Annotated in this window: 11 protein-coding genes and 1 tRNA gene; 11 read left to right on the top strand and 1 reads right to left on the bottom strand. The window is 64.6% G+C overall.

Annotation, left to right across the window (positions count from 1 at the left end; all coding sequences use genetic code 11):
* Window positions 1–215: 215 nt before the first annotated feature.
* The 9 genes from thrS (at window position 216) to AC1RL8_RS06285 (ending at window position 8,268) form a co-directional block, all read left to right on the top strand.
* On the top strand, window positions 216–2,123 hold the full coding sequence (gene thrS, locus AC1RL8_RS06325; RefSeq protein WP_139702243.1) for a threonine--tRNA ligase: 1,908 nt from the start codon (window positions 216–218) through the stop codon (window positions 2,121–2,123).
* 101 nt (window positions 2,124–2,224) lie between these two features.
* The gene (gene infC, locus AC1RL8_RS06320; protein ID WP_082818065.1) at window positions 2,225–2,848 is read left to right on the top strand and encodes a translation initiation factor IF-3; all 624 of its coding nucleotides are present in this window, start codon (window positions 2,225–2,227) and stop codon (window positions 2,846–2,848) included.
* Window positions 2,849–3,001: 153 nt separating this feature from the next.
* Window positions 3,002–3,205: a 50S ribosomal protein L35 gene (rpmI, locus tag AC1RL8_RS06315; RefSeq protein ID WP_007832497.1), complete on the top strand. Its 204-nt coding sequence runs from the start codon at window positions 3,002–3,004 to the stop codon at window positions 3,203–3,205.
* Window positions 3,206–3,229: 24 nt separating this feature from the next.
* On the top strand, window positions 3,230–3,589 hold the full coding sequence (rplT, locus tag AC1RL8_RS06310; RefSeq protein ID WP_007832499.1) for a 50S ribosomal protein L20: 360 nt from the start codon (window positions 3,230–3,232) through the stop codon (window positions 3,587–3,589).
* A gap of 112 nt (window positions 3,590–3,701) precedes the next feature.
* Window positions 3,702–4,778, top strand: coding sequence for a phenylalanine--tRNA ligase subunit alpha (gene pheS, locus AC1RL8_RS06305; RefSeq protein ID WP_056579739.1), 1,077 nt, complete (start codon window positions 3,702–3,704; stop codon window positions 4,776–4,778).
* Between the two features lie 45 nt (window positions 4,779–4,823).
* Window positions 4,824–7,265, top strand: a complete 2,442-nt coding sequence (gene pheT / locus AC1RL8_RS06300) for a phenylalanine--tRNA ligase subunit beta (protein ID WP_492684245.1) — start codon at window positions 4,824–4,826, stop codon at window positions 7,263–7,265.
* 2 nt (window positions 7,266–7,267) lie between these two features.
* Window positions 7,268–7,642, top strand: coding sequence for an integration host factor subunit alpha (locus AC1RL8_RS06295; protein ID WP_095747662.1), 375 nt, complete (start codon window positions 7,268–7,270; stop codon window positions 7,640–7,642).
* Window positions 7,643–7,706: 64 nt separating this feature from the next.
* Window positions 7,707–8,165, top strand: coding sequence for a MerR family transcriptional regulator (locus AC1RL8_RS06290; RefSeq protein WP_492684860.1), 459 nt, complete (start codon window positions 7,707–7,709; stop codon window positions 8,163–8,165).
* Between the two features lie 26 nt (window positions 8,166–8,191).
* Window positions 8,192–8,268: transfer RNA gene (locus AC1RL8_RS06285), tRNA-Pro, on the top strand.
* A gap of 362 nt (window positions 8,269–8,630) precedes the next feature.
* Here AC1RL8_RS06285 and AC1RL8_RS06280 read toward each other — a convergent pair.
* Window positions 8,631–9,971, bottom strand: coding sequence for a M20 metallopeptidase family protein (locus AC1RL8_RS06280; protein WP_492684244.1), 1,341 nt, complete (start codon window positions 9,969–9,971; stop codon window positions 8,631–8,633).
* A gap of 237 nt (window positions 9,972–10,208) precedes the next feature.
* Between AC1RL8_RS06280 and AC1RL8_RS06275 the strand changes: the two genes are divergently transcribed.
* Window positions 10,209–11,168, top strand: coding sequence for a Bug family tripartite tricarboxylate transporter substrate binding protein (locus tag AC1RL8_RS06275; RefSeq protein ID WP_492684243.1), 960 nt, complete (start codon window positions 10,209–10,211; stop codon window positions 11,166–11,168).
* Window positions 11,169–11,927, top strand: a complete 759-nt coding sequence (locus tag AC1RL8_RS06270) for an SDR family NAD(P)-dependent oxidoreductase (RefSeq protein ID WP_492684242.1) — start codon at window positions 11,169–11,171, stop codon at window positions 11,925–11,927.
* Window positions 11,928–11,935 lie beyond the last annotated feature (8 nt).

Below are 11,935 nucleotides of genomic sequence, written 5' to 3'. Positions count from 1 at the left end.
GCGGGCAGCGGCTAGAATCGCCCACTCTGCACTCAACAAGAGCGAGAAAGGCACCTTGGTTATGACACCGCGAACTACCCCGCAAGGATTCAGCGGCTTTTTCTTCTTCGAAGGAAAGGGCCGGTAGCCCCGCGCTCGCTGGTTTTTCCAGCGCATCAACCAAGCAAAGCGCGGCATCCACCGCGCTTTTTTGTTTTTCTCCCCGAGGTTTTCACATGATCCAGATCACGCTCCCCGACAACTCGCGCCGCGAGTTCCCCGGCCCGGTTTCGGTGGCCGAAGTGGCCCAGTCCATCGGTCCCGGCCTCGCCAAGATGACGGTGGCCGGCAAGATCGACGGCAAGCTCGTCGATGCCAGCGACATCATCGACCGCGATGCCAGGCTGCAGATCATCACGCCCAAGGACGACGAGGGCCTGGAGATCATTCGCCACTCGACGGCCCACCTGGTCGGCCATGCGGTGAAGCAGCTGTACCCGACGGCCAAGATGGTGATCGGGCCGGTGATCGACGAAGGCTTCTACTACGACATCTCGTTCGAGCGCCCGTTCACGCCCGAGGACATGGCCGCCATCGAGGCGCGCATGCGCGAGCTGATCGCGCAGGACTACGACGTGATCAAGAAGATGACGCCGCGCGCGGAAGTCATCGAGGTCTTCAAGTCGCGCGGCGAGGACTACAAGCTGCGCCTGGTCGAAGACATGCCCGACGAGCAGGCCATGGGCCTGTACTACCACCAGGAATACGTCGACATGTGCCGCGGCCCGCACGTGCCAAACACGCGCTTCCTGAAGGTCTTCAAGCTCACGAAGCTGGCCGGCGCCTACTGGCGCGGCGACGCCAAGAACGAGCAGCTGCAGCGCATCTACGGCACGGCCTGGGCCGACAAGAAGCAGCTGGACCAGTACATCCAGCGCATCGAGGAAGCCGAGAAGCGCGACCACCGCAAGCTGGGCAAGGAACTCGACCTGTTCCACATCGACGAAGTGGCGCCGGGCGTGGTGTTCTGGCACCCGAAGGGCTGGGCGGTCTGGCAGCAGGTCGAGCAGTACATGCGCGGCATCTACCGCGACACGGGCTACTGGGAAGTGAAGGGCCCACAGATCCTGGACAAGAGCCTGTGGGAGAAAACGGGCCACTGGCAGAACTACCGTGACAACATGTTCACGACGGAGTCGGAGAAGCGCGAGTACGCGCTCAAGCCGATGAACTGCCCGGGCCACGTGCTGATCTTCAAGAGCGACCTGCGCAGCTACCGCGACCTGCCGCTGCGCTATGGCGAGTTCGGCCAGTGCCACCGCAACGAACCCAGCGGCGCGCTGCACGGCATCATGCGCGTGCGCGGCTTCACGCAGGACGACGGCCACATCTTCTGCACGGAAGACCAGATCCTCGACGAATGCATCGCCTACACGGCGCAGCTGCAGAAGGTCTATGCCGACTTCGGCTTCACGGACATCCTCTACAAGGTCGCGACGCGGCCCGAGAATCGCGTCGGCTCCGACGAACTGTGGGACAAGGCTGAGCACGCGGTGATGGAATCGCTGCGCCGCTCGGGCGTGGACTTCGTCATCTCGCCCGGCGACGGCGCCTTCTACGGCCCGAAGATCGAGTACACGCTGCGCGACGCCATCGGCCGCCACTGGCAGTGCGGCACGATGCAGGTCGACTTCAACACGGCCGAGCGCCTGGGCGGGGAGTACGTCACGGAATCGAGCGGTCGTGCCCACCCGGTGATGCTGCACCGCGCCATTGTCGGCAGCCTCGAGCGCTTCATCGGCATGCTCATCGAACACCACTCCGGCGCCATGCCCGCATGGCTCGCTCCGGTGCAGGTGGCGGTGCTCAATATCAGCGAAGGACAGGCCGACTACGCTGCGCAAGTTGCGAAAACGCTGCAAAATCAAGGGCTTAGGGTCCAGCTCGACCTGCACAACGAAAAGATTACGTATAAAATACGGAAGCATTCGTTGCAAAAGCTCCCTTACATCCTCGTCGTGGGTGACAAGGAAAAGGAAGCAGGTGCCGTCGCAGTGCGCGCCCGGGGCAATCAAGACCTCGGTGCAATGTCCCTCGAATCGTTCACGCAACGGCTCGTCCAGGACGTTGCTGACAAGCGTTGATTTGTCTCTGAAACACCCCATATGTTTCTCTGCCATCTCGTGCCGCCTGTCCGCGAAGACTGAGCGGCGATCGCTACAGATTTTGTAGCAAACTTTGAAGGATTCTGACCATCGCTACTGCATTTCGCGACCGCCGCCACCGCGAGGAACGCCAACACCGCCTGAACCGGGAAATCATGGCCCCGGAAGTCCGCCTAGTCGGCCCGGAAAACGAGCCATTGGGTGTCATGAGCCTTTCCGAAGCCTTGCGCCTTGCGGGTGAGGCCGACGTGGATCTGGTGGAGGTCGTTGCTGCGGCAAATCCGCCCGTGTGCCGCCTGATCGAGTACGGAAAATTCAAGTACCACGAGCAGAAGAAGGCAGCCGAGGCGAAGTCGAAGCAGAAGGTCATCGAGGTCAAGGAAATCAAGTTCCGGCCCGGTACCGACGATGGCGACTACAACATCAAGATGCGCAACATCAGGCGCTTTCTTGAAGAGGGCGACAAATGCAAGATCACGCTGCGCTTCCGCGGCCGCGAGATCACGCACCAGGAGCTCGGTCTGGCACTCTTGCAGCGCATTCGCGACGAGCTGGGCGACACGATCATGGTCGAGCAGTTCCCGAAGCTGGAAGGCCGTCAGATGATCATGATGATCGCTCCAGGCCGCAAGAAGGTTGGCGGCGCGGCGCCGAAGCCGGCAGCAGATGCTGCGCCGGCAGCAGCGCCCACGGCAACCGCCTGAGGCATTTGCAGTAGACGGGTTTTGAAGGGATTTCGCCCTGGCCCGCATTTCGCAAGAAGTGCAGGCGGGGGCGAGATAAAGAAGTGTCTCGGGGCCAACAAGTCCGTGGAGTATCCGCGGCGCCTCACGAGCACAAACTAAAGGAGCATTCACATGCCCAAAATGAAGACCAAGAGCAGCGCGAAAAAACGTTTCCGCGTTCGTCCCGGTGGCACCGTCAAGCGCGGTCAAGCCTTCAAGCGTCACATCTTGACGAAGAAGACCACCAAGAACAAGCGTCACCTGCGTGGTGCAGTCGCAGTGCATGAGACCAACATGGTTTCTGTCGCCGCCATGCTGCCCGGTCGTGGCATTTAACTCAGACGAACAAGGAGTACACACATGCCTCGCGTCAAACGTGGTGTAACGGCTCGCGCCCGCCACAAAAAAGTTCTCGCACTCGCCAAGGGTTTTCGCGGTCGCCGCGGTAATGTCTTCCGCGTCGCCAAACAGGCGGTGATGAAGGCTGGGCAATACGCCTACCGTGACCGCCGTACCAAGAAGCGCGTGTTCCGTCAGCTGTGGATCGCGCGTATCAACGCCGCCTCGCGTGAACTGGGCCTGACCTACAGCCAGTTCGCCAACGGCATCCGCAAGGCCGGTATCGAGATCGACCGCAAGATGCTTGCGGACATCGCCGTGCACGACAAGGCCGCTTTTGCCGGCATCGTGGAGCAGGTCAAGGCCAAGCTGGCTGCTTGATTTTGCATAGCAGGTTGCCGTCTCCAGACGGCTTCTTGCGCCCACGGCTCAAGGGCTGGCGCTTGAAAAGGCTCCAGCTCTTTTTTATTTCCCCTCGAAGATTTTTGTTGCTATGAACGAGTTGGACTCCCTGGTCGACACCGCACGCGCCGCCTTCGCCGAAGCGAAAACGCCCGCAGAGCTCGAAAACGCCAAGGCCCAGTTCCTTGGCAAGTCGGGCCGCATCACCGAGCTGATGAAGGGCATGGCCGCGCTGAGTGTCGAAGAGAAGAAGTCCCGCGGCGCCGCGATCAACGTCGGCAAGCAGGCCATCGAGGCTGCACTGACCGATCGCCGCCAGCAACTCGCCGATGAAGAACTCTCGCTGCAGCTGCGCGCCGAAGCGCTCGACGTGAGCCTGCCCGGCCGCCATCGCGCCGGCGGCGGACTGCACCCCGTGAGCCGCACGCTGGAGCGCATCGAAGAGATCTTCTCGAGCATGGGCTTCGACGTGGCCGACGGCCCCGAGATCGAGAGCGACTGGCACAGCTTCACCTCGCTCAACAACCCGCCGAACCACCCGGCGCGTTCGATGCAGGACACCTTCTACGTCGACCTCAAGGGCGACGACGGCATTCCCTACAACCTGCGTCCGCACACCAGCCCGATGCAGGTGCGCTACGCCCACCAGCACACCAAGAAGTACGCGGCCGAGTTCGCCGCTGCTGCTGCCGACACCACCGGCACCGTGAAGGCGCCCGAGATCCGCGTGATCGCGCCCGGCCGCACCTACCGTGTCGACAGCGACGCCACCCATTCGCCCATGTTCCACCAGTGCGAAGGCCTGTGGCTCGGCGAGAACGTCAGCTTCAAGGACCTGAAGGTTGTCTTCACCGACTTCTGCCGCACTTTCTTCGAGCGCGACGACCTCGTGCTGCGCTTCCGCCCCAGCTTCTTCCCGTTCACCGAGCCGAGCGCCGAGATCGACATCCAGTTCGCGAGCGGCCCGCTGGCCGGCCGCTGGCTCGAAGTCGCCGGCTCGGGCCAGGTGCACCCGAACGTCGTGCGCAACATGGGCCTCGACCCCGAGCGCTACATCGGCTTCGCCTTCGGCATGGGCCCCGACCGGCTCACCATGCTGCGCTACGGCGTGAACGACCTGCGCCTGTTCTTCGACGGCGACCTGCGTTTTCTCTCGCAGTTCCAGTAAGCACGCCCCCTCCACAGATAGAAAAACCAGATCGAGATCGAAGAGATGCAATTCCCGGAATCCTGGCTGCGCGAGTTCTGCAACCCGCCCCTCGACAGCGCCGCACTGGCCGAAACGCTCACCATGGGTGGCTTCGAGGTCGAAGAGCGCCGTCCGGTGGCCCCGCCTTTCACGCGCATCGTGGTCGGCGAAATCAAGGAAGCCGAGCAGCACCCGAATGCCGATCGCCTGCGCGTGTGCCAGGTCGACGTGGGGCAGGGCGCTTTGCTGAACATCGTGTGCGGCGCGCCCAATGCGCGCGTCGGCATCAAGGTGCCGTGCGCCCTCGTCGGCGCCGAACTGCCGCCGGGTGAAGACGGCAAGCCCTTCCTCATCAAGCTGGGCAAGCTGCGCGGCGTCGAGAGCCAGGGCATGCTGTGCTCGGCGCGCGAGCTGAAGCTGAGCGAAGACCACGGTGGCCTGCTCGAACTCGACGCCGATGCGCCCATCGGCGCCGACGTGCGCGACGTGCTCAAGCTCGACGACGCGCTGCTCACGCTCAAGCTCACGCCGAACCTGGCGCACGGCCTCAGCGTGTACGGCGTGGCGCGCGAACTCGCCGCACTCACCGGCGCACCGCTGAAGACGCCGGCCATCGCGGCCGTGGCTACGTCGTTCTCCGATGTGCTGCCCGTCAAGGTCGAGGCGCCCGACCTGTGCGGCCGTTTCTCGGGCCGCATCGTGCGCGGCGTGAACACCAAGGTCGCGACGCCCGCGTGGATGGTCGAGCGCCTCGCGCGCTGCGGCCAGCGCAGCGTGACGCCGCTGGTCGACATCTCGAACTACGTGATGTTCGAGTACGGTCAGCCCAGCCACATCTTCGACCTCGACAAGATCCACGGCGGCCTCACGGTGCGTTGGGGCAAGGCGGGCGAACAGCTCAAGCTGCTCAACGGCACGACGATCACCGTCGACGAGAAGGTCGGCGTCATCGCCGACGACCGCGAAGTCGAATCGCTCGCCGGCATCATGGGCGGCGACGCCACCTCGGTGACCGACGACACGCGCAACATCTACGTCGAGGCCGCGTTCTGGTGGCCCGAGGCCGTGCAGGGCCGTTCGCGTCGCTTCAACTTCTCGACCGACGCCGGCCACCGCTACGAGCGCGGCGTCGACCCGAGCCGCACCGTGCAGATCATCGAGCGCATCACGCAACTGGTCGTCGAGATCTGCGGCGGCGAAGCCGGCAAGATGGACGACCAGACTTTGCGCCTGCCCGAGGCCGCGCCCGTCACGCTGCGCGTGGCCCGTGCCGCGCGCGTCATCGGCATGCCGCTGACGCAGGCGCAATGTGCCGACGCCCTCCATCGCCTCGGTTTCGCGATCACCGAAGGCGAAGGCACGCTGACCGTCACGCCGCCGCCGCACCGCTTCGACCTGCTGATCGAGGAAGACCTCATCGAAGAAGTGGCGCGCCTGATCGGCTTCAACAACCTGCCGACCACCGCGCCGCTCGCGCCCATCACGGCCCGCGTGCGGCCCGAGGCGCAGCGCAGCCGCTTCGCCGTGCGCCGCAGTGTTGCAGCACTGGGTTACCAGGAAACCATCAACTTCAGCTTTGTCGAAGCGCACTGGGAGCAGGACCTCGCGGGCAACGCCAACCCGGTCAAGCTGCTGAACCCCATCGCCAGCCAGATGAGCGTGATGCGCTCGTCGCTGCTCGGTTCGCTGCTGCAGGTGCTCAAGTTCAACCTCGACCGCAAGGCGCCGCGCGTGCGCGTGTTCGAGCTGGGCCGCGTGTTCCTGCGCGACGACAGCGTCGTCACCACCGACAGCACCGTGCGCGGCGTGAACCAGCCCATGCGCGTGGCGGGCCTGGCCTGGGGCGATGCCGAGGCGTCGCGCTGGGACGGCAAGCCGCAGCGCGCCGACTTCTACGACGTCAAGGGCGATGTCGAAGCGCTGCTCGCGCCGCGCGTGCCGACCTTCGAAGCGGCCGAGCACCCCGCGCTGCACCCCGGCCGTTCGGCCCGCGTGCTGCTCGACGGCCAAGCCATCGGCTTCATCGGCGAACTGCATCCGCGCTGGCGCCAGAAGTGGGACTTCACCCAGGCGCCCGTGCTGTTCGAACTCGACCTCGACGCCGTCACGGCGCGGCCCGTGCCCGTGGCGCAGCCGGTGCCCAAGCACCAGGCCGTCGAACGTGACATCGCGGTGGTCGTGGCCGAAGCGGTGTCGCACGACGCGCTGATGCAGGCCATCCGCGCGGGCGCGTCCGCCTCGGGCCTGCTGCGCGATGCGACGCTGTTCGACATCTACCGTCCGCAGCCGTTGCGCGAAGGCGCCGTGGCAGCGCCGGGTGCGCTGGCACCGGGCGAGAAGAGCATGGCCGTGCGCCTGACCTTTCAGAGCGATGCCGCCACGCTGACGGACGAGCAGGTCGAACCCGCTGTCCGTGCAATCGTCGAACAACTGGGCGCCACCCTGGGCGGCCGCTTGAGAGGATGAAGATGAACGCCGCCGAATTCACGCTCGAAGCCCTCGAAACGCCGGCGCTCACCAAGGCGCACTTGGCCGACCTGTTGTTCGAGCAGATCGGCCTGAACAAGCGTGAGTCGAAGGACATGGTGGAGGCGTTCTTCGAGCTCGTGGCCAGTAGCCTGATCGAAGGCACGGACGTGAAGATCTCGGGCTTCGGCAACTTCCAGATCCGCGTGAAGGCGCCGCGTCCCGGGCGCAACCCGCGCACAGGCGAAGCCATTCCGATCGGCGAGCGCCGCGTGGCCACCTTCCATGCGAGTGCGAAGCTCAAGGAGCAGATCCAGGGCAGCGTCGAGCCGCAGGGCGGCACTTCCGAAGTCGAGTGGAGCCTGGGCGCGGAATAGTGCTTGGTGCTGTGCGGCCGCGTAGAGTAATCTATGAGGTTTCCCGCGCACAGTCTTGATTTCAATGGAGAAAACGCTCCCGCCGATTCCCGTCAAACGCTACTTCACCATCGGTGAGGTTGGCGAGCTCTGCGGTGTGAAGCCGCACGTGCTGCGCTATTGGGAGCAGGAGTTCACGCAGCTTCGCCCGATGAAGCGGCGCGGCAACCGCCGCTATTACCAGCACCACGAGGTGCTGATGATCCGCCGCATCCGCGACCTGCTCTACGACCAGGGCTTCACCATCAGCGGTGCGCGCAACAAGCTGCAGGAACTCACGCAGGGCGAGCGCGACCGTCGCAAGGCGGGCGAAGTGCCGCTCGAAGGCCTGGAGGCCATCGAGATCGGCCAGGAAGAATTCGACGCCGCCGTGCACGAGGAACCGGGGCCCACGGCGGCCGCGCAGAGCGTCGATCTGTCGCAGTTGTTGCACCTTCGCCGCGAACTCTTTGAAATTCGTGAGCTTCTGACTGTCGGACACTGAATTTAGCCCGCTATAATCGAGAGCTTCGGTGTGTGGCGCAGCCTGGTAGCGCACTTGCATGGGGTGCAAGGGGTCGAAGGTTCGAATCCTTTCACACCGACCAAAATTGACAGGGGTTAGCAGCGTAGTAGTTGCTAACCCCTTCGTCATTTCTGCTGCCCATGCACCTAGAGGCCCCCTCAATCGTGGCGCTTCGACCTCGCTGAGAGGTCAGCACGGCCGCCAGAGCGCGAAGACATTTCCCAAAGAGATGGACCGGCCACTGGGGCTAGGCTAAGGGCCCGGCGCTCGCTCGGCGAATCGGAGTGTCGCCAACAGAAACACACATCAAGCCGCTGCTCACTTGAGCGGCGGCTTTTTCTTTATGCGTCCAGTGGAGGCGCGTCTCCTGATGCGCAAATCCTTCCGCGAGTTGTGGGCGAAGTTCCAAGGGCATGTGCCGCGCGGCTTGGACCATCCGATTCATCAGGGCGTGCCTGTCCTTGCACGTGTCATTTGCGCCAGGGTGGCACTGGTCAAGGCTCTCACCCCGATGCGCATCGCGGACTCATCGACGGTGAACAACGGCGAATGATTGGTCGGGCCGGCCCGATCGGGGTACGGCGAGGCGTTCAAAATCCAGAACACCACCGGAACGCCCGTGCCGCCGAAGGCGCCAAAGTCCTCCGATCCCATTGATGGCAAGATCTCCGCGACCTTGTCTTTTCCTGCTGCAGCCTTCAATGCATCGACGAGCGCCAGCGTGGTCGGTGCATCGTTGACAAGCACGCCGTAGCCCTCGCCGGTATCGATGCGCACATTGGCCTTGACGCCGTAGCTGGCCGCGATGTGCTCGGCTTTCATGCGAATCTGCTCGTGGGCGACCTTCTGGTTCTGCGCCGACAGCGCGCGTACCGTGCCCGAGAGTTCTGCGGTCTCGGGCAGGATGTTGAAGCGGTTGCCGCTTTGCAGCATGCCGACCGTCACCACGGTGGCGCCTCCATCGATCGTCGGGTTGGTGCGGTGGCTGACGATGTTCTGCAAGCCCAGGGCAATTTCCGCCGCCGCCAACATGGGAGAGTTGGCCGCCCATGGCGCGGCGCCGTGCCCGCCAGCGCCGTTGAGCTTGATGTTGAACACATCGATGCTGGCCAGCATGGCGCCAGGTCGATAGGAGATGGAGCCCTTGGGCGCCTGTGCGCCGATGTGCTGGCCCAATACGACATCGACCTTGGGATTGTCCAGAACGCCGGCCTTGACCATCGCCAGCGCACCGCTGGGATCTTCGGCGCCGGGGCCGATCTCTTCGGCCGGCTGGAACAGAAAGACCACCGTGCCGGGCAGATCCTCTCGCAGGGCCGACAGGGCTTGAGCCGCGCCCAGCAACATGGCCACATGGGTGTCGTGGCCGCAGACATGCGACACCGAAACTTCCTGGCCACGCCACAGGGCCTTGGCCGTTGAACGGAACGGCAGGTCGTTGCGCTCCTCGACAGGCAGGGCGTCCATGTCGGCGCGCAATGCAACCACCGGGCCGGGCTTGCCGCCACGCAATACGGCCTTGATGCCAGTCTTGGCAATGCCGGTCTGGACTTCGACACCTGGGATCTTGCCCAATGCTGCGGCAATGTACTTGGCCGTCTCGACTTCGGCGTACGCAAGTTCTGGGTGCTGATGGAGATGACGACGCCACGCGATGACGTCGGGCTCGGCCGCATCGGACAAGGCAAGCGCGCGCTCAAGCAAGGGCTGCGGTGTCGCCGCGCAAGCGGTGGCCATTTGAATGCCGATTGCCGCTGCACACAGGAGTGGTTTCAGGACGTTCACGATGTCGCTTTTCCTTCTGATGGATGTGAGGCTGTGAAATCTTGCGAAGATGAAGCTGCGTTTCGTCTCCGTGCAGCGCCGGTGGCTTCCTCCGAGGGCGGTTCACTGTAGGTGGACACCTCTCGGACGTTCCTCCCGAAACTACAAAGCACCTTTTCATCCCTTGATGCATGCCGCCGAGCCCGCGCTCCTAAACTGAGGAAAGCCATCTCGGCACCCCATTCAGGAGACATCGCCATGCAATCCCGGAAGCGCCTCGGCGGCTTTCTGCTCGGCCTCGTCCTCGCCGTCGGCACGGCGCAGGCCCAGCAACCCCTTCGCATCGTCGTGCCCTTCGCGGCCGGCGGCGGCACCGACCAGTACGCGCGGCTGCTGGCCGCTGAACTCACCAAGCGCGGCACCCAGACCATCGTCGACAACAAGCCCGGCGCCAGTGGCATCGTGGCGGCCGACAACGTCGCGCGTTCCAAACCGGATGGCACCACGGTGCTCATGAGCTCGCTGAGCATCCTGGCCAGCAACACGGTGATGTACGACAAGCTGCCTTACGACCCGGTGAAGAGCTTCGCGCCCGTCACGCAGATCGCTTACCAGCCGACCATCATCGTGGGGCGCTCGGACCTGCCCTACAAGAACATCAAGGAAATGGTGGCCTATGCCAAGGCCCATCCGGACAAGATCAACCGCGGCTCGCCAGGCGCGTCCATCCTGACCAACCTGGCGCCGCTGGCCTTCGAGGGCATGGCCGGCATTCGCACGACGCACATTCCGTTCAATGGCGATTCGCCCGGCTTGCAGGCGCTGCTGGGCAGCCAGATCGACATTCAGGGGACCTCCATCACCGGCCCGCTGCAGCACGTCAAGGCGGGCAAGATGCGTGTGCTGGGCGTCATGGATGCCAAGCGCCTGCCTCAGGTGCCCGATGCGCCCACGTTCAAGGAGCAGGGCTACGACATCGAGGCCCTGCTGTGGTACGCGCTGTCCGCGCCAGCCGCCACGCCCACAGACACCATCGACAAGCTCAATCGCGCCGTCACCCAGGTGCTGGTCGATCCGGATTTCATTGCACGTTCGCAGGCGATCGGCATGGAGCCGCGAGGCGGCACGCCGCAGGCGCTGGCCGCCTATGTGAAGGCCGAGACCGAGCGCTGGGTTCCATTGCTTCAGCGCCTGGATCTGCCCAAGCAGGGGCATTGAATGCGTCCGTTGTTCGATGACACGGTGGCCCTGGTCAGCGGGGCGAGCCAGGGCATCGGCTTCGCCATTGCGACCCGCCTGCTGGAGGCCGGCTGTCGCGTCGCGTTGACCGATATCGACGCCGACAAAACGCGCGAGGCCGCCGCGCGCACGGGACATGCGGCGGACCGCGTGCGCCCGTACGCGCTGGACGTGCGCGACGCCGCGCAATGCGAGGCCGTGGTCGCCGACCTGCAGCAAGCCTGGGGCCCCGCGGGCGTGCTCGTGAACAACGCGGGCGTCGGCGGCCGCAGCGCGGCGTTCGATGCGCAGTCGCTCTCGGATGACATCGACCACGTGATGGCGGTGAACGTCAAGGGCGTGCTCAACCTCACCGTGGCATGCACCGACGGCCTGCGCAAGACGCGGGGTGCCGTCGTTAACGTGGCGTCCATCACCTCGCTCGTGGCGACCTCGGCCCACATGGCCTATGGCGCGTCGAAAGGGGCGGTCGGTCAGCTCACGAAATTCCTGGCGCGCGACTTCGGACCGCACGGCGTGCGCGTGAATGCCGTCGCCCCCGGACTGGTCATGACGCCGATGACCGCCCACATCGCCGATGACACCGAGCGTCACGAGCGGATGGTGCGCCGCACGTTCCTGCGCCGCGTGGGCGATCCGCAGGACATCGCGGGCCCCGTGGTGTTCCTGGCCTCGGAGCAGGCGCGTTACGTCACCGGAACCATCCTGCCGGTCGACGGCGGCTACACCGCCAACTGATGGAAGCC

The sequence above is a fragment of the Variovorax sp. GW822-FHT04E09 genome, assembly GCF_058800845.1.
Note: the sequence above shows the minus strand (reverse complement) of the source record. Positions and strands in the feature narration are given on the sequence as shown.

Bases quoted from the DNA above. Each gene is read 5' to 3' on its own strand.
- thrS (WP_139702243.1), top strand. From the start codon at position 216: ATGATCCAGATCACGCTCCCCGACAACTCGCGCCGCGAGTTCCCCGGC.
- rpmI (WP_007832497.1), top strand. From the start codon at position 3,002: ATGCCCAAAATGAAGACCAAGAGCAGCGCGAAAAAACGTTTCCGCGTT.
- rplT (WP_007832499.1), top strand. From the start codon at position 3,230: ATGCCTCGCGTCAAACGTGGTGTAACGGCTCGCGCCCGCCACAAAAAA.
- pheS (WP_056579739.1), top strand. From the start codon at position 3,702: ATGAACGAGTTGGACTCCCTGGTCGACACCGCACGCGCCGCCTTCGCC.
- pheT (WP_492684245.1), top strand. From the start codon at position 4,824: ATGCAATTCCCGGAATCCTGGCTGCGCGAGTTCTGCAACCCGCCCCTC.
- AC1RL8_RS06295 (WP_095747662.1), top strand. From the start codon at position 7,268: ATGAACGCCGCCGAATTCACGCTCGAAGCCCTCGAAACGCCGGCGCTC.
- AC1RL8_RS06290 (WP_492684860.1), top strand. From the start codon at position 7,707: ATGGAGAAAACGCTCCCGCCGATTCCCGTCAAACGCTACTTCACCATC.
- AC1RL8_RS06275 (WP_492684243.1), top strand. From the start codon at position 10,209: ATGCAATCCCGGAAGCGCCTCGGCGGCTTTCTGCTCGGCCTCGTCCTC.
- AC1RL8_RS06270 (WP_492684242.1), top strand. From the start codon at position 11,169: ATGCGTCCGTTGTTCGATGACACGGTGGCCCTGGTCAGCGGGGCGAGC.